This window comes from Paenibacillus sp. MT124 (assembly GCF_058792755.1).
This window is the reverse complement of record NZ_CM179500.1, coordinates 6,130,463-6,152,933: the sequence shown is the minus strand read 5'-3', so window position 1 is coordinate 6,152,933 and position 22,471 is coordinate 6,130,463. Positions and strand designations below refer to the sequence as shown.

Below are 22,471 nucleotides of genomic sequence, written 5' to 3'. Positions count from 1 at the left end.
TGTGTGACCATCGTCACATTTTTTTCGCAATTCTGACGTAGATTGTGATAATTGTCACATGTACAAAATAGGCAATCTGGCACAATACGTTCATCACGTATTTGGCGGACAGATAGACAGCGAAGGTGCAGCTTCCATGCCAAATGCAAATCACTGCGATGTAAACAGAAAGAAGGGGTAACGATGGATCCGATTATGTTATCGCGTATCCAATATGCACTCACAACGATCTTCCATTTCTTTTTTGTACCGCTGTCCATCGGTCTTGTACTGCTGGTAGCCATTATGGAGACGTTGTACGTAGTCAAGGGCAAGGAGATTTACAAAACGATGGCCAAGTTCTGGGGCAAGCTGTTCCTGATTAACTTTGCCGTCGGGGTCGTGACAGGTATTCTACAGGAGTTCCAGTTCGGCATGAACTGGTCTGAGTATTCACGCTTTGTCGGGGATGTGTTCGGGGCGCCACTGGCGGTTGAAGCCTTACTGGCGTTTTTTATGGAGTCTACATTTATCGGGCTCTGGATTTTCGGGTGGGACCGGTTATCCAAAAAGGTGCATCTGGCCTGTATCTGGCTCGTATTTGTCGGCACATTCCTGTCCGCATTGTGGATTCTGGCAGCCAATTCATTCATGCAGCATCCGGTCGGTTTCGAGATTAACAACGGCCGTGCCGAGATGAATGATTTCCTCGCGCTGCTTACCAATGGTCAGCTGCTGGTTGAATTCCCGCATACGATCTTTGGCGCATTAATGACAGGGGCCTTCGTGGTAACCGGCATCAGTGCGTACAAGTTGATGAAAAAGCAGGATGTGGAGATCTTCCGCAAATCGTTCAATATTGCCATCATCATTGGCCTTGTTTCCTCATTCGGTGTGGCGTTCTCCGGGCACTTCCAGGCGCAATATCTGGTGGAGACACAGCCGATGAAGATGGCAGCCAGTGAAGGAACCTGGACAACAACAGAAGATCCTGCGCCGTGGACGGTCATCGCAGCAATTGATCCGGACAAACAGGAGAACTCCGGTGAGATTAAGATTCCCGGATTGCTCAGTTATCTGTCCTACAGTAAATTCTCTGGCAGTGTCCAAGGCATGAAGGAGCTGAATGCCGAGTATCAGCAGACTTATGGGCCAGGGGACTACATCCCGCCAGTACGGACAACGTTCTGGAGCTTCCGCATCATGATTGCTGCGGGTGGTTTAATGATTGTACTCGCCCTGTACGGTACATTTCTGGCGCTGCGCAAGAAGCTGGAGGTAGCAGGAACGTGGTTTATGCGCCTGATGGTTTTTGCCATCTCCCTGCCCTTCATAGCCAATACGTCGGGCTGGATTATGACGGAGGTGGGGCGGCAGCCTTGGACGGTATTCGGATATATGACGACAGAAGCCAGTGTATCGCCCAACGTGAGCGCAGGCCAGATTCTGTTCTCTACCATTGCGTTTACAGCGGCTTATACGGTTCTGGGCATTGTTATGGTCTATCTGTTCGTTCGTGAGATCAAGGCTGGTCCACACGCAGTAGATAAGCCGGAGGAACACGATGAATCGGCCGATCCGTTCGGCATGGATGGGGGGTATTCCGTTGTCACTAAGTGAGCTTTGGTTTCTGTTGATCGCTGTATTGTTTGTCGGTTTTTTCTTTTTGGAAGGCTTCGATTTTGGTGTGGGAATGTCCACAGGCCTGATTGCCAAATCAGATCGTGAACGTCGTACCCTGATCAACTCCATCGGTCCGTTCTGGGATGGAAACGAGGTCTGGCTGATCACGGCAGGCGGCGCAATGTTCGCTGCTTTTCCGCATTGGTATGCCACCTTGTTCAGCGGTTTTTACCTGCCGCTTGTCGTTGTATTACTTGCATTGATCGGCCGTGGAGTCGCTTTTGAATTTCGGAGCAAGATGAAGCAGCAGCGCTGGCGCAAAACATGGGATATCATCATTGTCGTCTCAAGCAGCCTCCTGCCATTTCTGTTCGGAGTTGTCTTTGCAACGCTCATGAAGGGTCTGCCCATTGATGGGGAGATGCAGATGCGTGCGGGATTCCTGGACATCGTCAACCCGTATACCGTTGTTGGCGGTCTAAGTGTAACCTTGTTGTGTCTCGTTCATGGGCTGCTGTTCGCTTCCTTGCGGACCGTTGGCGATCTCAGGGAACGGGCGTTGAATATGGCAAATAAATTAATGCTGCCGCTGGCCGCCATTCTTGCGGTGTATGCGGTGATGACCTACTTCATGACAGATGTGTTTGCCGTTCGCGGCTGGGCGCTCTGGATCATGGTGGTCCTTGGTGCCGTTTCATTGGGTCTTGCTGCTTACTTCGTGCGGCATAAGCGTGAGGGCTGGGCTTTTGGCATGACCGGAGCTGTTATTGCCATCGCGTTTGCCTCTGTATTCATTGGCCTGTTTCCAAGAGTTATGGTCAGTTCCTTCGGCTCAGCGTTCGATCTGACGGTCTATAATGCGGCCTCTGGTGCATATTCACTGAAAGTGATGACGATTGTAGCCTGCACGCTGCTGCCTTTTGTCCTCGGATATCAGATCTGGAGTTATTACATTTTCCGCAAACGTCTGAACGAGCAGCATCACCTGGAGTACTGATATGGGACGGGGACTGCTGAAGCTGCCGGGGATCCGGCCTGTACTGGCGCTGGCTTCAGCGCTGGTAATGCTGCAGGCGATAACGATCATTATGCAGGCCAAATGGCTTGCCGAAGCCATAACGGCACTGTTCGAAGGGTCATCCCTCACAGAGCAGTACCCTGTGCTGCTGCTGTTCCTGGCTGCATTTGCTGCCCGGTATGCCATTTCCTTCTGGCTGCAGCTGGTGGCGATGCGATATGCAGAGCAAACGGGAACAGACCTGCGCAGGCAAATGGTAGAGCAGTGGTTCAGGCTTGGCCAGCGTTTTGCCAAAACAGAAGGAACAGGGCATCTGGTCACGTTGGCACGCGAAGGAACAGCCCAGTACAAGACGTATCTGGAGCTATTTATCCCCCGCATGCTGGGCATGGGATTTACCCCAATCATTATTCTCTTGTATGTGTTCAAGCTGGATATCATGTCCGGTGTTATTTTGACGGTGACCCTTCCCATACTAATTGTGTTTATGATTCTGGTCGGTCTGGCTGCACAGCGTAAGATTGATGGGCAATTCAAGTCATACAAGGCACTGGCCAATCACTTTGTGGATACGCTTCGCGGACTCGAAACGCTGAAAACGCTGGGCCAGAGCGGCCAGCATACAGACACGATTATTCGAGTCAGCCAGCGCTACCGAAAAGCAACGATGTCTACACTGCGCATGGCCTTTTTGTCTTCCTTCGCGCTGGACTTCTTCACCATGCTCTCGGTTGCCTCGGTCGCGGTTGGCCTTGGCTTGCGGCTAACGGAAGGACAGATGCTGCTCGGACCGGCACTGACGGTACTTATTCTGGCACCGGAGTATTTCCTGCCTGTGCGTATGGTGGGTGCAGATTATCATGCCACCTTGGACGGCAAGGAAGCCGGAGAAGCCATTGTGCAGATGATTGAGCGGGGGAAGGCAGCCGAGCAGAGACAGCGGGAAGCGTATGCCACTACTGTTCTTCAGACACAGGCAGGGACGGACGGAGTGAGACCCGTACAGCAGTCTTCTTCCGAACGTAAACATGCCTCGACCATACGTGTTGTGTTGGATGATGATCGCACTGCCGGACAAGTGTCTTCAGCTGCATCGAAGGTGCTCTGGAACAAGGGCAGCCGACTGGCGCTTACCGATATCCAAGTACGTCATGAAGAGGACGGAGCCTACTCGCTGGAGGATGTCACCTTTCAGATTTCCGGTATGATCAAGGTTGGCATCATCGGTGCAAGCGGTGCAGGGAAATCCACATTGATTGACGTGCTGGCTGGTTTTCAACTGCCCACATCAGGAAGAGTGTTGGTGAATGGTCAGCCCGTGTCCCCGGAGATGATGGAATCCTGGAGAAAACAAACGGCTGCCATTCCGCAGCATCCCTATATATTCAGTGGGACCCTTGCTGATAACGTCCGCTTTTATATGCCGGAAGCATCGGATGCGGAGGTCGGAGAGGCAGCTAATGCAGCAGGCTTGAACCAGCTGGTCTCTTCCTTGCCAAACGGACTGCATGAGCGAATTGGAGCCGGGGGTAGACAGCTCAGCGGTGGGCAGGAGCAGCGGATAGCCTTGGCCAGAGCCTTGCTAAGTGCACGGCCGGTGCTGCTGCTGGACGAGCCAACCGCACATCTGGATGTAGAGACCGAGTACGAGCTGAAACAGACGATGCTGCCGTGTTTTGAAGACAAACTGGTATTTTTGGCTACACATCGCCTGCACTGGATGCCGCATATGGACCGCATCATCGTGATGGACGGCGGGACGGTTGCCGAGACAGGAACACATGAAGAGTTGCTTGCAAGACAGGGCGTCTATTACCAGATGATTCGGGCCCAGATGGAGGCGGTATAACATGGAAGCTGAACATGAGCAGGTAGAAACGGTCCGAAACGGGAGTGTGAAAAGCAGCTGGATTTCTCCTTACGTGGTACAGTACCGCTGGAGATTTGCCGGAGTTATTGCACTGGGGACTTGTGCTGCATGTTGTGCCGTGCTGCTGCTCTTTACCTCAGGGTTCCTGATCTCCAAGTCTGCGCTCCGCCCTGAAAACATTCTGATGGTATATGTACCGATTGTGGGTGTTCGTGCATTCGGGATTTTCCGTGCGGTGTTTCGATATGCCGAGCGTCTGGCCGGTCATGATGCCGTACTGCGTGTGCTTGCTGATCAACGGGTGAAGCTGTATCGAATATTGGAGCCCCAAGCCCTGTTCCTGCGTTCACGGATGCAAACGGGGGATGTGCTTGGTGCACTTGCAGAGGATGTAGAGCGGCTGCAGGATATTTATCTGCGTACGGTGTTCCCGGCCATCACGGCACTGATCCTGTACGGTGCAGCAGTTATCTCTTTTGGAACCGTGGATCTGGGTTTTGCATTGTGGATGAGTCTTTACTTGTTATTTCTTATTGGGTTGCTGCCAGTCATCACGCTAAAGATTACATGGAAACAGAAAGTACGGTTGAAAAAGGAGAACAGCCACTTATATACGCGGCTTACCGACGGTGTACTTGGCCTAGGAGACTGGCTGGCCAGTGGACGGGCGGCGGAGTTCGTTCGTCTTCAGGAGGAGGGGGAGGAACGGGCAGATTCCGTTCGGCGCAGCCTGCGAAGATGGGTGCGTTGGCGTGACCTGATTGCACAATGTGTCATTGGACTGATGGTGGTGTCCGCGACATTGTGGGCAGGAAGCGAGGTAGCAGCAGGACAGCTGCCAGCCGTTATGATCGCGGCATTTGTATTGGTTCTGTTTCCACTTACGGAAGCCTTACTGCCTGTGTCCGATGCGGTGGAGCGTATCCCCGAGTATCGCCAATCTCTGGATCGATTGCAGCATCTGGAGGGTAAGGGATACGCTCCAGGAGCCACGTCAGGCAGAGATGAAACGGTGCAGGCGGCTGAAGCCCCTTCTGAATCAGCGGAGATGACGAATCGTTCACGGGACCAACGCATCCGTCTGCGTATCCCTCCGAAGCTGAGAGCGGATATTCGAATCGATCATGTAAGTTACCGCTATGCTTCCGAAGATGCCCATGCGGTACAAGGTGTTTCACTTCATCTGCCCCAGGGGAAAAGGCTAGCCATCCTTGGGCGCAGTGGGGGAGGCAAATCCACACTGCTCAAACTGATTCAGGGTGCTCTGCTCCCTTCAACCGGTGAAGTTATGATCAATGATCAGCCTGTGCAGACGCTGGGAGAGAATGTACCTGATGTCATTGCGGTGCTGAATCAGAATCCACATCTATTCGATACAACGGTCGCGAACAATCTGAGAATTGGCTGTCCACACGCAACGGATGAGGAGATCAGACGTGTGGCCGACCAGGTCGGTTTGTCCGGCCTTATCGAATCTCTGCCGCAGGGGTACAATACCCCGATGCTGGAGACGGGCATGCGCTTTTCGGGCGGCGAACGGCAGCGGATTGCTCTGGCCCGGGTGCTGCTGCAGGAGACACCAGTCGTCATCTTCGATGAACCTACAGTGGGACTTGATCCTGTGACGGAACGCGCGCTGATGCGCACCATTCTGGACAGCATGCAGGGCAAAACGATGATCTGGGTTACCCATCATCTCATTGGTGCTGAACAGATGGACGAGGTCATTTTTATGGAAAATGGACAGATTGCCATGCAGGGTTCTCACGAACAGCTGCTGGCTCGGGAAGAGCGTTATCGACGTCTTGTCGAGCTCGACCGACCAGGATGGGCAAACTGGCAGAAGCCAGGGGTCCCGTTGCCGCCCGCAGCTTCCAGGTAAGTGTGGTTGGTTTCGAGGATTGAGGGCTGAGATCACGTGGATCGAAAGAAGAGAGAAGACTACTCCAAGTTATAAAGCTGATGGAAGGGTCATATCAGCCAAAAGACGAGCCCGCGGATACACGGGCTCGTCTTTTTTTACCTGTATGGAGCAATATTGTCCGTCCCTACATTTCGACCAACATGAGAATGATGGAAGAGAGGCAGAGGCAGGTACTGATGAGATACAAGACGCCAACCACCTGCTTATGGTTCAGTCCCGCACGCAGGAGGCGGTAGTGAGCCTGGCTTGCATCGGCCTGATAGATGGCTTTGCCTTGAATGAAACGTTTGATAACGACAAAGATATTGTCGAAAATCGGTACACCAAGGGCCAGAATCGGGATAAATAGGGACAGTATGGTCGCTTGCTTGAATGCCCCATCAAGGGCAATGACAGCCAGAATGAAACCGAGGAATGTCGCACCGGCATCACCCATAAATACCTTGGCCGGAGGTTTGTTGTATTTCAGATACCCAAGTGTTACACCGACAAGCACGATGGACATGAGGGCCGAATCACTCTGGCCTTTGGCCAGGGCAACGACAAACAGCGTGACTGCCGAGATCGCTGACAATCCGCCAGCAAGCCCGTCCATGCCATCCGAGAAGTTAATAACGGTGGTTACGCCGAAGATCCACAGGATCGTCAGAATGAACTGCAGCCAGAACGGAAGCATGACGTATTCCGAGGTCAGCGGGTTAACAAACCCGGTGAAGGCAATTCCGGAAGCAAATACGAGCACGGCTGCAGAGATCTGAATGATCATTTTGGGCAGGGCGGGAAAGTCTTTGCCTTTTGTTTTGTACCAGTCATCAATGGTGCCAATCGTTAATAGGAGCATACCGCCTGCAACCAGTGCGGCCGTCTCCATGGACAACTGCTTCGTAAAAGCAATGTATGTCAGGAAGAATCCGGTAAATATCGCGTAACTCGCCGTCAGCGGAATGGGCTGTCTGTGCAGCTTGCGCTCTACGTCTTCCCGTGGCTTGTCCACAAAATCAAGGCGGTGGGCCAGTCGGCTAAGCGGAGGAATGAGCAGAAGCACGACAACAAAAGACAGCAAAAAGGCCATTATGTATACCATAAAATTGCTTGATTCACTCCCATCTACCATTTTTCCCCTATTATACGAGCTGGAGCGGAAATCTGTCGATGTCATTATTGTAACCTGCATGATCGCACATGTTGGCAGAAAGCCAACGTTCAGAACATTTATTGCAAATAAGATCCAAAGAAGTGGTTTGCTGTTTCCGCATGATAGCCGTCATCTCCTTGCCAGGTAGCTGCAAAGACAAAGTCGCCGGAACCACCCTTGCCTCTTCTCGGCGTATCGCCAGGAACCAGCAGTCCAGCAGCCGCCCAGATCTCAAGCAGGGCATCCCGTTCCTGTTTGCTCGAAGGGAGCAGATCTTTCCACAGCTTTTCAAGCGAGCGGGCACTATCCTTGGGATCACCAGTTTGGCAGGCAGCAAGAAGCTGTTCCAGGATGGCCTTATCTTCCGAGGTTACCTCGTAGCTTGAATCGTTATCAAGAAGCAGCAGTTCCAGATCCATCAGACAGTAGAGCAGCCATCCATGACGGACCCCGCCCCATTTGATCCGCTCAAAATTCAGGACGTTCAGATCGACGTTCACATACTGCTTGTCCGATTGTAACCGCAGGTAATTGCAATCCCCGCATGCACTGGTGTTGGCATGAAGCGCGGACCGTTCCGCATAGGTATGCAGAGGCAAACGTGAGGTTAGTGCCCAACTTGAGAGCGCACTGCGCAAATATACTTTTTTGGTAGACAGGCTATGCAGAAAAGCCGACACGACTCTGTCCTTCAAGCTGATGTCCTGATGCATTTCATGCAGACGCCGAACAATCTCGTCGTGGGTGGTGGTCTGCGGATCGAACATCACATGCTTGCTCTTGGCATATTCAAAATCATCTCCAGAGAATGGTGAGCGTTCTGTCTTCCAGCCGCCACCTCCCCAGAATGTGCTCAGCAGTATTTTTGCCGCTTTTTTATCCAACAATGCAATTAACCTCCTGTCGTATTCAATACTAATTCTACAAGACCGGGAAAACGACTGTTTAGATCATCCTTCCGCAAAGAGTAAAGATGCTGTTTGCCTTCAATGCGTGGCTGGATCAAATTTGCTGAAAATAAGATTTAAATTCGTGGCAGATTGGTCTGTGCATACAAATTTTCGTCAGCACCATCTTCAAACTATAAGGATAATGTTTTTTCATATCTATGACCGTAGCATATTGGAGCATCTCTTTCCAAGTCATTAGGTGACATTGTTTTAAATCTGAACCTCGAGTGCGAGGAGTAGGTCTTCATCATTCATAAGTATTGTTTGTACAAAAAACGGTACATGAAGAAGGGCCATCCCATATGTCATAAACATAACGAGACGGCCCTCTTGAACGTGCAGCAATACATATTCAATCTAATGAACTGGAGACACGCTATTTGATGAATTTTAGCAGAAGCGGTGCGCTAACGATTCCCAGGGCCATTATTTGCAAACATTATCGGCTCCAGTGCAAGCTTTTGTTGAAATAACGTGGCTATAGTTCTTTAGCTTCATCATGCCAAAGACTAATCTCGACATAAGGTGCCTGCGATTCGTTAGCGGGCCAGCTTACTTCTAATGCATTGTTTTATTTTGAAAAGCAGCGATATCCGCATACTCTTCCTCAAATTTGCGGGAGATCCGGATGAAGATCGGCAGCAATTCCCGGTAGATGCGGACATGATCCGGGTCAGGCTGATGGCGATGTGTGGATCCAATCATGCCGGATACCGCACTCAGGGAATCAATTCGGCCAAGTGCATACAAGCCAAGCACGGCTGCACCAAGGCAGGAGCTCTCAATGCTTTCGGGAATAATCACATCCTGGTCGAAAATATCGGCCATCATCTGCCGCCATAATTCGGAGCGGGCGAAGCCGCCCGTTGCCTGAATTTTGGTAGGACGGCCGATCTTCTCTTCAATAGCCAGCATGACGGTATACAGATTGAACAATACACCTTCCAGGGCGGCACGGATCATGTGCTCCTTCTTATGGTGAAGCGTCAGACCGAAGAACGAGCCGCGGGCATTCGGATTCCAGAGCGGAGCCCGCTCACCTGTCATATACGGATGGAAGAGCAGACCTTCCGATCCTGGCGGTACATTTTCCGCGACACGAGTGAGCACCTCATAAGGATCGATACCCAGCCGCTTCGCTGTTTCTACCTCAGATGCTGCAAACTCGTCCCGAATCCAGCGGAAAATGACCCCGCCATTATTCACGGGTCCACCGATCACCCACGCATCCTCGGTGAGCGCGTAACAGAAGAAACGTCCTTTTGGATCGGTAACCGGTTTGTCCACGACCGTACGAATGGCTCCGCTGGTGCCGATGGTTACTGCCACCACGCCGGGATCAATCGCGTTTACGCCAAGATTGGAGAGCACACCGTCACTTGCCCCGATCACAAATGGCGTCTTGTCCGCAATGCCCATTTCCTTGGCATACTCCGGGTTCAGACCTTGCTTGAGCACATGAGTGGTCGGCACAAGCCGGGATAGATGGTCTGGTGTAACTCCAGCCACATGCAGGGCTTCCTCATCCCAGTCCAGCTTCTCCAAATTCATCATTCCGGTGGCAGACGCCATGGAGTGGTCAATCACGTACTCGTTGAACAATTTGAGGAACACGTATTCTTTCATGGAAATGAATTTGTGAGTTTGCTTGAACAGTTCTGGCTGTTCACGGGTGAGCCACATGATCTTGGTCAGCGGTGACATCGGATGAATGGGCGTTCCTGTTCTCAGATAAATTTCGTGACCGTTCATTTCGGTTTTGAGTGCTTCCGTCCATTCCGCACTGCGATTATCTGCCCACGTCATGGCACGCATCAGCGGTTTGCCCTGCTCGTCAACAGGCAGGATGCTGTGCATCGCCGAGCTGAACGATACAAACAGAATCTCATCCGGTTTGACACCCGCCTTGGCCGTCGCCTGCTTAACGGATTCTACAACAGCTTGAAAAATATCGTCCGCATCCTGCTCTGCAATCGCAGGGGTAGGGGTATACAGCGGATAATCGGCACCACCCTGAGCCACGATGGAGCCGTTTTGTTCAAACAATACGGCCTTGGTGGATGTGGTGCCGATATCTACGCCGATCATATAGGGTGAAGAAGCCATTTTGTCATCCCTCTTTCTCTGGAGCATCTGGTATTAATCTATAGATAAGAATATCAGACTTGAGGGATGGATCAAAATGCAGGAATATTAATCCTTCACGGCTCCAGCGGCAATATCCGAAATGAACTGACGGCTGATGAACAGGAACATGATAATGAGCGGAATAACAGCCAGCAGAGTACCGGCGATAACCATCGCGTAATCCGTATTGTACAGTCCATTTAACTGGGAGAGGGCAATCTGCAGGGTATATTTCCGTTCATCTGTCAGGACAATGAGCGGCCACAGGTAGTCGTTCCATACTCCGATAAAGGTAAATGCGCCGAGAAACGCAAACGCAGGTCGCAGGATGGGCAGCGCCACATTCCAATAGAGACGGAAGAAATTACAGCCGTCGATCCGGCCCGCATCGAGCAGGTCATTCGGGATGGACTCCGTGGCATACTGCCGAATCCAGAAGATGCCGAAGGCATTCACCATGCCCGGGATAATCAGGGCCTTGAAGGAACCGACCCAACCGAACGTCGCCATGAGGACGAAGGAAGGCACGAGCGACAGCTGGGAAGGCACCATCATGGTGGCCAGCAGCAGGACAAAGAGCCACTTTTTGCCCGGAAACTCAAACTTCGCAAACGCAAAACCCGCTAATGAGTCGAAGAACAGCACGAGCACGGTCACCATGCCGGATACAAACAGTGTATTGACAAATGCACCCCAGAAGTCGATCTGCTGCAGAACCCGGCTGATATTATTCCACAGTTCTCCCCCGAACCAGAGCTGGGGCGGAAATGCGTAGATGTCGGACGTTGTCCGGGTGGACATTACAATCAGCCAATAGAACGGGAACATGGAAATGAGCATGCCCCCGATAAGACCGGTATACAATACGAGCGATTTGAGGTATTTGGACGTCATGAGCGCTCCCCCCTTGTCACATCAGGATGACTTGCCTTGAACAAGCTTCCAGTTCACGATGGAGAACAGGGCGATAATGAGGAACATGCCCCAACCCACCGCTGCACCATATCCGAAGTAATTGTTGATGAACGATTCACGGTAAAGGTACAGAACAATGGTCATCCCTGCTGCGCCTGCACCGCCGTCGTTGCCCACGAGGATCTGTGGTTCGGTGAACAGCTGCATGCCGCCAATTGTTGATGTAATCACCGTGAACAGAATCACAGGGCGCAGCATCGGAATTGTAATTCGAAAGAATGACTGTATACCGGATGCGCCGTCAATTTTGGCTGCTTCATACAAGGTCTGCGGTATACTCTGGAGTCCGGCCAGATAAATGACCGCATTGTACCCTGTCCAGCGCCAGACGACCATGGAGGAGATCGCCACTTTAATACCCCAAGGCGCATTAAGCCATTCCACGACCGGAAGCCCGACCGACTGCAGGAGATAGTTGAGAAAGCCATAGTTGTTGGCAAACAGTGCACCAAAGATGATCGCCACGGCCACGATGGATGTGACGTTTGGAAGGAAGTAACCGACCCGAAACAGTGTACGGAACTTCACGAACGGCGCATGCAGCAGAAAGGCAACAATCAGGGCGAAGAACAACATGGGAATGGTCGAGTATATCCAGATCATGAATGTATTGCCTACAGCCTGCCAGAACTCGGCATCCGTCAGCATGTATTTAAAATTGTTCAGCCCATTGTAGGTCATTACGCCAATGCCGTCCCACTTATGGAAGGCCAGGTACAATGAAAAGCCGATGGGAAACAGGCCGAACACGGCAAAGAGAATATAAAATGGTGAGATCGCAGCATATAGGGCACGATGTTCCCAAATTTGGGACAGGAGAGATTTCTTCCGATCCAGGTCCGGACGCACGGCTCCGGGTTCGGGAGTGAGATGGGGTTCGGTTACAGCCATATGAATTCCTCCTTATGCAGATATCGAACACACACGTTCTTCAGGTTAACGCTGGAGTTCCCGCTCAACGCGGTGTACGGTATCGGTCCAGACCTGCTGGGGATCGGCATTTTGCTTCGCGACATCATTCAGGCGCCGGGTAATAATGTTGTGTACCGATGGGTAACGTTCACCAAAAAAAGCGTCTGGAACATGCTGTGCCGATTCGGCAAATACAGGCCCCGTCGCCTGTCCGCCGAAGAAGGGCTCCTCTTCTTTCATTGCGGGAGAGTCGAACACACCCGGAGCAGAAGGGAAGAGGTTCAACGTCTGATATTGCTCCAGCTGATTTTCCGGACTCTGCAGCCAGCGCACCAGCTCGAAGGCTTCCTGAGGATGCTCACTGGACTTCAGAATGGACAGGAACGAACCGCCGTTATTGCCATCTCCGCCAGGAGCACGGGCCACCCGCCACTTACCTGATGTATCTGGCGCAGCTTCCTGCAGCACCTGCTTCATCCAGACCGCACCCACGAAGGATGCAATTTCCCCATTATTCATCGCTGCATTCCAGCCTGGAGTCCAGCCGTCTGCATTCGCCAGTAATCCCTTTTGCTTAAAATCAATGGCGGTATCCCAGCTTGTGCGTACCAGAGGAGAATCCATGCCGATAAACGAACCATCCGGGCGGAAGTAGCGCTCAGCTCCTTGGGACAACACTTGGTTGTAAACGCTTCCAATGTTATCGGTCAGAAATACCTTGCCCCCAAGTTTCTCCTTGATCTGTTCGCCTGCTGCGGCGTATGCTTCCCAGCTATTCAGCTGACGGCTTACCTCCTCGGGTTCAGATGGCAGCCCAGCCTCCTTGAAGAGGTCTGCCCGGTAAAAGAGAGCTGTCGGTCCCGTATCCATCGGGAAACCGATCATCTGTCCGCTGGGCGTGACGCCCTGCTTCCATTTCCATTCAAGATACTGGTCTTCGACGTCCCCAGCGCCGAGATGATACAGATTATAAAAACGGTCTTCACTGGGGAAGAGCTCCATAATCCAGTCGTTTAGGGCCACAATATCGGGCTCGCCTGATTTTGCGGCCAGCGTTGTCTTGAGCTTCGCCTTGAAGTCACCGCCGATCTTCTGGGCAGTCAGTTCAATATTGGGGAACTGTTCCCTGGCCTTGGCAATCAGCTTATCATCAATGGAACGGTTCCAGTACCATAGTGTAAGCGCTACCTTTTTGTTGTTCGCAGAATCGTCTTGTCCTGGCCAGATGGAGCATCCGCTTATAAGCAGGACGCAGACCATCATGATGGCTGTCCAGCAGGTTCTTTTCCGGCGGATCATGTGCACAACCCCCTCATCGTTAAGTTCGAGGCATGAAGTACTTTGGACTACAACATCATTCTATGAGCAGTTTATAAACTCATACCCAATATTCCGAAAATGAAACACAAATTTGTGTCGGTTTCGTATCCTGATTTTATTAGTTACTTTAAAAACAAAAGTTACTTGACACAATATAATTTTTATTTTAAACTTGCTTACATAAAGTAACTAATGATGATGACAATAATATAGATACGTACTATAAACGTCCAGTGATCTTTTTTCGGTCTGGATACGAATCAATCTGTATAACAAATGGCTTAACAGGAGGAAACAAACATTATGATCAATTCACATATTATTCAACTGCTTGCCCCCAAAATCCAGACTTTTCCGAGTGGAAAAGAATTTATATATCTGGTTGGACCGATTAAGCTCCCGGTCAATTTGGATGGAGAGACGCGTACATTTCAGTGGTACAGCTGGCTGAAATCGGATAAGGTCATGGAGAGCGGCGAGCTGATTGAATCGCTGGCTACTGCCGAACTGGCAGAACGTCAGCAGTCGAGTGTGCTCGTGTACGGCGATTTTGCCGAAGCGCAGGAAGCACTGATCCGGATGCACAGCATCTGTCATACAGGTGATATTTTTGGCAGCAAGCGCTGTGATTGTGGCTTCCAGCTGGAGCAATCCATGAAAATGATCGCAGCCCATGGAGCGGGTGCCTTGTTCTACCTGGCGAACCATGAAGGTCGCGGGATTGGTCTGTTCAGCAAAGCAATGGCGTACATTCTGCAAGAGGAAGGTCTGGATACCGTAGATGCGAACCTGCAGCTTGGCTTTACGGACGATGCTCGTAACTATGACGATGCCATTTCTGTATTGCGTGCACTGCGTTCTGCACCTGTTACGTTGATCACCAACAATCCGCGGAAACTGGCTGCATTGCAGGAAGCGGGACTGAATGTGGGTGGACGTGTTCCGCTGTGGGGCGATCGTTCGGCGTTCAATGAGAAATACCTGCAAACGAAAGTAAGTCGATCGGGGCACCTGGCTGAGAACGATGGTTGGGCCGGGGCCGATGTGCTGCTTCCGCATGCACAGGCTTAAATCTCACTTTATGTGCTAAATCAGCGTTGATTCCAGTGAAGGTATCTTGCTGTGCAATCGACAAAAAGTGGCTGTTGTTGTTCACTCCTTAGGGGTGCACGACAACGGCCTTTTGGTGTTTACGACAGAGTAATGAACACTATGGGGATGCTTCCTGCTCCCTGGTCCAGCTTGCCGATCTACCATACGGATTATACAATATAGGCAATCTGAATGATGCAGGAGGAACGATGGTGCCATTTGAGGGACAGAGCATGTTACCCGCTGCCAAGAGCATGAAGCAGTTCGAAGCGATTATTGATGGCCCTTACACCTATGGGGTTTTGCTGGATACCCACATTGCCCAGCTGGAGAGCTTGCTGGATGAGGCAAGGCGGCGAAGCAAAAAAATCCTGCTGCATGCCGATCTGGTTCAAGGGCTGAAGAACGATGAGTACGCGGCAGAATATTTGTGTCAGCATATTCGTCCGGCGGGTTTGATCTCTACACGGGCGACAGTAATTCAAAAGGCGAAACAAAAGGGGATCACCGCGATTCAGCGGGTGTTTTTGCTGGATACAAATGCGTTGGAGAAAAGTTATCAACTGCTGACGAAGACACAGCCGGATTATATTGAAGTGCTTCCTGGCGTTATTCCGCATATTATTACCGAGGTAGCGGAACGGACGGGGATTCCCATTATTGCCGGAGGACTGATCCGGTCTGCCCAAGAGGTTGAGCTTGCGCTGCAGGCCGGTGCAACAGCAGTGACCACGTCCAATTTTGACCTGATCCGACATTTTGGGGAATCGCTTACAGAACCGAAACAATAGCATTAGTTTAATCATTATTGCATCTGTCAATCAGGCACCTGTGATATCGAATGATGCAATATGCTTACAGGAGGTTGTCGATATGGAAAAGTATATTATGGCTCTTGATCAGGGGACCACGAGTTCACGGGCTATTCTGTTTAACCATAATGGGGAAATTGTACATATTGCCCAGCAGGAGTTTCCGCAGTATTTCCCCAAACCGGGCTGGGTCGAGCAGAATGCGAATGAAATCTGGAGCTCCATTCTTGCAGTTATGGCTTCATGCTTGGCAGAGAGCGGAATTAAGCCTGCCCAGATTGCGGGAATCGGGATTACGAACCAGCGCGAGACAGTTGTGGTGTGGGATAAGGAAACAGGTCGCCCCATCTATAATGCCGTAGTATGGCAGTCTAGACAAACTGCTGATATCTGTGATGAGCTGAAGAAGAAGGGACTGGCTAACCTTTTTCGTGAGAAAACGGGACTGCTTATTGATCCCTATTTTTCCGGTACGAAAGTCAAGTGGATTCTGGACCATGTGCCAGGAGCACGTGAACGCGCGGAGCAGGGAGAACTGCTATTTGGCACGATCGACAGCTGGCTGATCTGGAAGCTCAGCGGAGGTACCCATGTAACGGACGTATCCAATGCTTCCCGTACATTGATGTACAACATCTATGATCTGCAATGGGATGACGAACTGCTCCGTATTCTCGATATTCCAAAAGCGATGCTGCCGGAAGTGCGGGGCTCCTCTGAAGTGTATGCGCACACGATGGATTATCATTTCTTCGGCCACCGGGTTCCCATTGCTGGCGCAGCGGGGGATCAGCAGGCAGCCTTATTTGGTCAGGGATGTTATCACCAGGGCAGTATGAAAAACACATATGGTACCGGGTGCTTCATGCTCATGAATACCGGGAAAGATCCGGTAAAGTCGGACCATGGATTGATCACAACGATTGCATGGGGTGTTAATGGCAAGGTAGAGTATGCACTTGAAGGCAGCATTTTTGTGGCGGGTTCTGCCGTTCAGTGGCTGCGTGACGGATTACGGATGCTGCGTTCCTCCAAGGATAGTGAGGATTATGCTGCAAGGGTGCCCTCCACAGATGGTGTGTATATGGTACCGGCCTTCGTCGGGCTAGGTAGTCCGTATTGGGACAGCGAGGTCAAGGGCGCCGTATTCGGTCTGACACGCGGCACCACGAAGGAACATTTTATTCGAGCGACGCTTGAAGCGCTGGCGTATCAAACCAAGGATGTCCTGGCGGCTATGGAATCCGATTCGGGGATTGCTGTCGATTCGTTACGTGTCGATGGCGGCGCAGCGGCCAATGACTTTCTGATGCAATTCCAGAGCGACATTCTGGGCATTCCGGTTGAGCGCCCAACGGTGAACGAGACAACAGCTCTGGGTGCGGCTTATTTGGCAGGTCTTGCTGTAGGATACTGGGAAAGTGCGGATGAACTGAAGAATCATGAGAACACGGAGCGCGTATTCAATCCGCTGATGGAAGAGGATACCAGAAGTGATCTATACGCCGGTTGGCAGCAAGCAGTGAAGGCTGCGATGGCCTTCAAATAAGAAAGAATATGAAGATATAGCTATTTGTACTTTTTCATTAAACAAATTCAATAGATGATAATTACTGGTGGAAAATGATGCATAACTTACAGGAGATATTTTCCTGGGGAACGAAATCCATATATCCATGATTAGGAAAATAAAGAGGTTAGTGGATCAGTTTGAAATTACGTCCTTGGACAGAATAACTTTTTGAAATTTTTTTGAATAATGTGTCATTTCAGGCCTTCACGCCGCTCAAAATGTGTGATAGGATTAAGGCACAAGTTAAAAAATGATGTCTGGAGATCGGGAGAGACCACGTACCGCTCAGCAATTGCTGCAGCGAATGACGTGGTCTTTTTTTGTTCTTTTTTGAAGATGGATTAGCAAAAATAATGGCAATGAGTGGGAGGCAGACCGATGACTTCACCTTTCTCGGCAGCGATGCGCGGCGAGTATCTTCAATCCATGGCGAATGCACATTTTGACATATTGGTTATAGGCGGAGGGATCACTGGGGCAGGCATTGCCCTTGATGCAGTGTCCCGCGGACTGAAGACCGCGCTGGTTGAAATGCAGGATTTTGCAGCGGGCACGTCCAGCCGTTCAACCAAACTGGTCCACGGAGGTTTACGATATCTGAGGCAGTTTGAAGTGAAAATGGTAGCTGAGGTAGGACGCGAACGGGCAATTGTCTATGAAAATGGACCTCATGTGACGACACCGGAGCCGATGCTCCTGCCCATCTATACGGGAGGTACGTTTGGCCGCTTCAGCACCTCCATTGGTTTGATGGTGTATGACCGGCTCGCGGGTGTGAAACGCAGCGAACGCCGTACGATGCTGAACGCTGGAGCTGTCTCGGACAGCGAACCTTTGCTGCGCCGAGAGGGACTGCTGGGTGGCGGGTTATATGTGGAATACCGGACGGATGATGCACGGCTTACCATTGAAGTAATGAAAGAAGCGGTAAAGCGTGGAGCCCAAGCTGTGAATTATGTAAAAGCAGAAGGGTTTGTGAAGGAAAACGGAAAGATCATTGGCATCCAGGCCACAGACCAGATCACAGGCGAGCGTGTTCAATTAAGGGCAAGCAAGGTCATCAATGCTTCGGGTCCATGGGTGGATGAGCTCCGCAAGGTAGACGGTTCAAAGCAGGGCAAGACACTGCAAATGACCAAAGGCATTCATTTGGTGTTCGACGGATCAAGGTTTCCTCTTCGGCAAGCTGTATATTTTGATACGCCTGATGGGCGAATGGTTTTCGCGGTTCCGCGCGATGGCAAAACATACGTGGGTACCACTGATACTGTTTTCCAAGATGACCCGGCGCATCCTCTGATCTCTGAAGCAGATCGGGATTATGTAATCGATGCGGTAAATGGCATGTTTCCAGATGTCCAGATTCGTGCCGAAGATGTGGAATCGGGCTGGGCTGGCATTCGTCCATTAATCCATGAGGAAGGCAAGAGTCCCTCCGAAATCTCACGCAAGGATGAAGTGTGGGTCTCTCCCTCCGGACTGATCACCATTGCGGGGGGCAAGCTGACCGGGTATCGCAAAATGGCTGAAATGGTCGTTGATCTGGCAGCCCGGGAGCTGAAGCAGGAAACAGGGAAATGGATTGGCCCATGCATAACGAAGAAGATGCCGATTTCCGGTGGGGACGTTGGTGGCTCAGCAGGGTATTCCGTCTATATAGAGCGCAAGATTAAGGATGGGGTGGCGCTCGGACTTAATCGTCAGGCTGCAGAACGGCTGGCTCGTACCTATGGATCCAATGTGGATGCCCTTTATGACCGATTGCCTGGACCGCGGGCCAAGGCCGAGCTGCATGGCATGCCACAGGAAATGCTGCTCATGCTGACTTATGCGATTGAGCAAGAGATGGCCGTTACCCCGGCAGACTTCATGGTGCGACGAACAGGCGACTTATTTTTCCGAATTGACGAGGTGCGTCAGTATAGGTCGGCAGTTATCCAATACATGAATGATCGGCTGTGCTGGACGGATGAGCAGAGAACAGGGTATGAACAAGAGCTGGACCGGCTGATATTGGGGGCATCTGGCAAAATATAATGCAGGATTTCGTATTCGGGGGTCGAATGGAACATGTAAGCGCGTAACAAAGAGAGGGGATTACATCCATGACGTTACAGATCGGAATCATTGGAACAGGCTGGTTCAGCAAAGTACATGCAGATATTTTGGCACGAATGGAAGGCGTCCGTGTGGCAAGTGTGCTCGGGACTACCTTGGAGAAGGCTGAGGCCATGGCTTCCGTGTATGATGCAGCTGGCTACAGCGAGCTTGAACATATGCTGGATGGGGAGAAGCTGGATGCAGTTTACATCTGCGTTCCACCAATGTCACATGGCTCGATTGAATCGGAACTGATTCGTCGAGGCATCCCTTTCCTTGTGGAGAAACCACTAAGCACTGGGATGGATATTCCGCGCAACATTTTAGAGCAGGTGAAGGATACAGGTTTGCTTACTTCGGTAGGTTATCACTTTCGCTATCAGGAAGCAGCGCAGGTACTCCGGGGAGCAATGAAGGATCAGACGATCGGCATGGCACTTGGACGCTGGATGGGCGGTATGCCCGGCGTTGCATGGTGGCGCCGTCAGGATGGATCCGGAGGACAGTTTGTCGAGCAGACAACACATATTGTGGATCTGCTCCGGTACTGTGCAGGAGAAGTTACTGAGGTGTATGCAGCAGCAGCCCAGCGTGTGATGCATGAGAAGCACGATCATGTTACCGTGGCAGATGTAGCGAATGTTACGCTTAAGCTGGAGAGCGGTGCCATTGCGAGCATTGCCAATACATGCCTGCTGCCGGATGGAGAAGGCGGTGCCGGACTTCAGTTCTACACGGAAGCCGGAGTATGGGACTGGACACCGGAACGTCTGCTGCTGCCGAGTGCTGCTGCTCACGCAATGGCAGGTCAGGAGATTCCGGCAGGACATAACCCGTATGAACGGGAGAACGAGGCGTTCATTCATGCTCTTCGGACGGGTGACCGTACGCGGATTCTGTCTGATTACGCCGATGCCTGCCGTACACAGGAGATTACAACAGCAGCGCTGGCATCTGCCGATTCCGGTCTGCCGGTGCAGCTGAAGCCTATTAAGAACCTCTCGCATTAATCCTTTTAATAATCTAATGGGAATCTAAGAAAAAAGCCTGAATGGGAAGCTGATCTGGTGAAGATCAGCACCTATTCAGGCTTTTGGTGTTTTAGATTCGAGCAATCTGCATTGCTATCGTTTCAGCCAGTCGGAGGACCAGCCATAAATTTGGTTGATCACCGGCTCAATAGCCTTGCCTTTGGGCGTCAGCTCGTATTCAACCCGTGGTGGAATTTCAGGATACATATGACGGGTTACGATGCCTTCCATCTCCATTTCCTTCAAACGCTCGGATAACAGACGGCCGCTAATGGCCATTTCCGCTTCCAGCTCTGTGAAGCGCTTAGGTCCGGAGAGCAGCTGATACATGATCAGCAGAACCCACTTCTTACCAATGATGTCCATAGCTTGTGTGATCAAACAGGGACTTGGTGATTTTGCTTTTCTCAGCTTCAACGTGTTCACCTCAATTCGCATAACAATGTTGGAATAGTGTAATTGTCTTGTATATAAAAAAAGTGCCTGGCTTACCGCCACTCTGACGAAAAATAAGAAGCATTCATTCCTAAAGGTTACGGCAAAAAAACCATGCAACAACCCTTTTGTATGTATTATACACTATTTATCAAAAAATTACTTGAATAAATAATCTTATTATTATATACTCACTTCATAAAAGTAAGCCAGTATCCAATAATACCTAATAGATCGATATGGAGTACGTTATTCGTTCACATGTTGGCTTGAAAACCGAGTCGTCGCAAGACGGCTTTGACATAGATTTAGCATCTTGCAGATTTGAATTGAATGTGGCATGTGCAGCAGGCAAGATGCTCCAGCTCTTCTTTTTATCTAACCTTTAGATCAGTTACAGGAGGAACATACATAATGAGAGTTATTGGATATATTTTTCTGGTCGTGCTTGCAGGTGTATTTGTGATGACGGGGCTTAACAAGGTGATGGGTGCTGAGATGATGGTACAGACGTTCGAGAGCTTCTCGTATCCCAAGTGGACGATGTACCTGCTCGGCGCAGTAGAACTGCTTAGTGCAGTGGGGTTATTGATCCCGCGCACCCGCATGGTAGCAGCAGGTGTGCTGACATTTATTCTGATTGGTGCACTCGGAAGTCATCTGATCTACGGACAATACGGGGCTATTGCTCTTCCTGCGATCCTGCTCGTTGCCAATATTGTTGTTCTGGCGATCGGTATGCGCAAGCTGGAGAAAGAAGAGATCCTGGAAGTCATTCAGGCGTAACCTTATTAGAGCAATGTATAGATTGAATAACCAAAGAGGGCGGCTGCCAAAACAGTTGCCCTCTTTTACGATGCCTTTATTTAATTCATTTTTCTTTAGAGGATAAAAAAAAGAAGAACCCACACATATACAGGGTTCTCTTGCAGTAGGACTTCCTCATTGGGAAGATCTCCTGATTATAAATAATAAAATGAAATCGTATTATAGCAATTTCTTTAATTGGGAGACGCGTCCTTGGCTAATACCAAGCTTTTCCGCAATCTGCTGCTGAGCCAAACCAGGATTCTGTTCAACAATTTCTTTCATCTGTTGCAGCATGCGTGCCGTCTTGGGCCGCAGGTCAGGGTATTCAGTGCTGGCAGGTACAGTTCCTTCATCCCACGTGGGGGAAGAGACTTTAGCGGAATCGGAAGCAGGACGCTCCACGGCTGCAGGAGCCTGTTTGTTCTGAGGAACGAACCATTCGGGAGAGTCATCCGGGTGTTTTAATTGAACAGCACACGTCCGGCAGATGAATTGCTCTTTGAAATACATTTCCGTATCCATATCACCGCAAAACACACACAACGTTGATTTGTACTTTCTCAAAATCAACTCTTTCCCTTCAATGAAAAACTCAAGCGGATCGCCGATATGGATTTCCATCGTATCCCGCATTTCTTTGGGAAGGACAATTCGTCCAAGGCGGTCCAGAGATCTCTTCATTCCGGTTCTTTTCATCGCATCTCCCCCGCAATATTCGCTTATAAAACATGTCCTTATTGTAAGGAAGAAAGGGCTTTAATACAACAATAATATTTCAAATAATA

General features: G+C 50.6%; 18 protein-coding genes. 10 read left to right on the top strand and 8 right to left on the bottom strand.

What is annotated here, in order from left to right:
• Window positions 1–183 precede the first annotated feature (183 nt).
• From AC3RCI_RS27805 to cydC, 4 genes are read left to right on the top strand one after another with little or no spacing between them, the layout of a single operon-like run.
• A complete protein-coding gene (locus AC3RCI_RS27805) occupies window positions 184–1,599 on the top strand; it encodes a cytochrome ubiquinol oxidase subunit I (protein ID WP_154894636.1) in 1,416 nt (471 codons plus the stop codon).
• On the top strand, window positions 1,544–2,599 hold the full coding sequence (gene cydB, locus AC3RCI_RS27800) for a cytochrome d ubiquinol oxidase subunit II (RefSeq protein WP_492471253.1): 1,056 nt from the start codon (window positions 1,544–1,546) through the stop codon (window positions 2,597–2,599). The genes AC3RCI_RS27805 and cydB overlap by 56 nt, the downstream gene beginning before the upstream one ends.
• A 1-nt stretch (window position 2,600) precedes the next feature.
• Window positions 2,601–4,469, top strand: a complete 1,869-nt coding sequence (gene cydD, locus AC3RCI_RS27795; RefSeq protein WP_492527100.1) for a thiol reductant ABC exporter subunit CydD — start codon at window positions 2,601–2,603, stop codon at window positions 4,467–4,469.
• Window position 4,470: 1 nt separating this feature from the next.
• Complete coding sequence (gene cydC / locus AC3RCI_RS27790) at window positions 4,471–6,372, top strand: thiol reductant ABC exporter subunit CydC (protein WP_492527099.1); 1,902 nt, start codon at window positions 4,471–4,473, stop codon at window positions 6,370–6,372.
• A gap of 166 nt (window positions 6,373–6,538) precedes the next feature.
• Here cydC and AC3RCI_RS27785 read toward each other — a convergent pair whose 3' ends face one another.
• The 6 genes from AC3RCI_RS27785 to AC3RCI_RS27760 form a co-directional block, all read right to left on the bottom strand.
• Entirely contained in the window at window positions 6,539–7,498 is a 960-nt protein-coding gene (locus AC3RCI_RS27785) for an MraY family glycosyltransferase (RefSeq protein WP_492530033.1), read from the bottom strand.
• A gap of 128 nt (window positions 7,499–7,626) precedes the next feature.
• Window positions 7,627–8,433 (bottom strand): hypothetical protein, encoded by an 807-nt coding sequence (locus AC3RCI_RS27780; RefSeq protein ID WP_492530031.1) that lies wholly within the window; start codon window positions 8,431–8,433, stop codon window positions 7,627–7,629.
• 624 nt (window positions 8,434–9,057) lie between these two features.
• The gene (gene gntK, locus AC3RCI_RS27775; protein ID WP_492527098.1) at window positions 9,058–10,605 is read right to left on the bottom strand and encodes a gluconokinase; all 1,548 of its coding nucleotides are present in this window, start codon (window positions 10,603–10,605) and stop codon (window positions 9,058–9,060) included.
• Between the two features lie 87 nt (window positions 10,606–10,692).
• Complete coding sequence (locus AC3RCI_RS27770) at window positions 10,693–11,520, bottom strand: carbohydrate ABC transporter permease (protein WP_095290931.1); 828 nt, start codon at window positions 11,518–11,520, stop codon at window positions 10,693–10,695.
• Between the two features lie 21 nt (window positions 11,521–11,541).
• Window positions 11,542–12,492: a carbohydrate ABC transporter permease gene (locus AC3RCI_RS27765; protein WP_227779678.1), complete on the bottom strand. Its 951-nt coding sequence runs from the start codon at window positions 12,490–12,492 to the stop codon at window positions 11,542–11,544.
• A gap of 45 nt (window positions 12,493–12,537) precedes the next feature.
• Window positions 12,538–13,812: an ABC transporter substrate-binding protein gene (locus AC3RCI_RS27760; protein ID WP_492527097.1), complete on the bottom strand. Its 1,275-nt coding sequence runs from the start codon at window positions 13,810–13,812 to the stop codon at window positions 12,538–12,540.
• A gap of 324 nt (window positions 13,813–14,136) precedes the next feature.
• Between AC3RCI_RS27760 and AC3RCI_RS27755 the strand changes: the two genes are divergently transcribed.
• The 5 genes from AC3RCI_RS27755 (at window position 14,137) to AC3RCI_RS27735 (ending at window position 20,420) form a co-directional block, all read left to right on the top strand.
• A complete protein-coding gene (locus AC3RCI_RS27755; RefSeq protein WP_492527096.1) occupies window positions 14,137–14,904 on the top strand; it encodes a GTP cyclohydrolase II in 768 nt (255 codons plus the stop codon).
• A gap of 233 nt (window positions 14,905–15,137) precedes the next feature.
• Window positions 15,138–15,716 carry a glycerol-3-phosphate responsive antiterminator gene (locus AC3RCI_RS27750; RefSeq protein ID WP_110758811.1) on the top strand — a complete coding sequence of 193 codons (579 nt, stop codon included), beginning with the start codon at window positions 15,138–15,140 and terminating at the stop codon, window positions 15,714–15,716.
• A gap of 82 nt (window positions 15,717–15,798) precedes the next feature.
• Window positions 15,799–17,286 carry a glycerol kinase GlpK gene (gene glpK / locus AC3RCI_RS27745; protein WP_492527095.1) on the top strand — a complete coding sequence of 496 codons (1,488 nt, stop codon included), beginning with the start codon at window positions 15,799–15,801 and terminating at the stop codon, window positions 17,284–17,286.
• Window positions 17,287–17,688: 402 nt separating this feature from the next.
• Entirely contained in the window at window positions 17,689–19,347 is a 1,659-nt protein-coding gene (locus tag AC3RCI_RS27740) for a glycerol-3-phosphate dehydrogenase/oxidase (RefSeq protein ID WP_492527094.1), read from the top strand.
• 68 nt (window positions 19,348–19,415) lie between these two features.
• Window positions 19,416–20,420 (top strand): Gfo/Idh/MocA family protein, encoded by a 1,005-nt coding sequence (locus tag AC3RCI_RS27735; protein ID WP_492527093.1) that lies wholly within the window; start codon window positions 19,416–19,418, stop codon window positions 20,418–20,420.
• A gap of 114 nt (window positions 20,421–20,534) precedes the next feature.
• On the opposite strand, the gene AC3RCI_RS27730 is transcribed toward AC3RCI_RS27735, so the two are convergent.
• Complete coding sequence (locus AC3RCI_RS27730) at window positions 20,535–20,807, bottom strand: winged helix-turn-helix transcriptional regulator (protein ID WP_236146850.1); 273 nt, start codon at window positions 20,805–20,807, stop codon at window positions 20,535–20,537.
• Window positions 20,808–21,290: 483 nt separating this feature from the next.
• Here AC3RCI_RS27730 and AC3RCI_RS27725 point away from each other — a divergent pair, with 483 nt between their 5' ends.
• A complete protein-coding gene (locus AC3RCI_RS27725) occupies window positions 21,291–21,662 on the top strand; it encodes a DoxX family protein (protein ID WP_492471262.1) in 372 nt (123 codons plus the stop codon).
• A gap of 201 nt (window positions 21,663–21,863) precedes the next feature.
• Here the strand turns inward: AC3RCI_RS27725 and AC3RCI_RS27720 are convergent, their stop codons facing one another.
• Complete coding sequence (locus AC3RCI_RS27720) at window positions 21,864–22,382, bottom strand: AbrB/MazE/SpoVT family DNA-binding domain-containing protein (RefSeq protein WP_127537386.1); 519 nt, start codon at window positions 22,380–22,382, stop codon at window positions 21,864–21,866.
• Window positions 22,383–22,471: the final 89 nt, after the last annotated feature.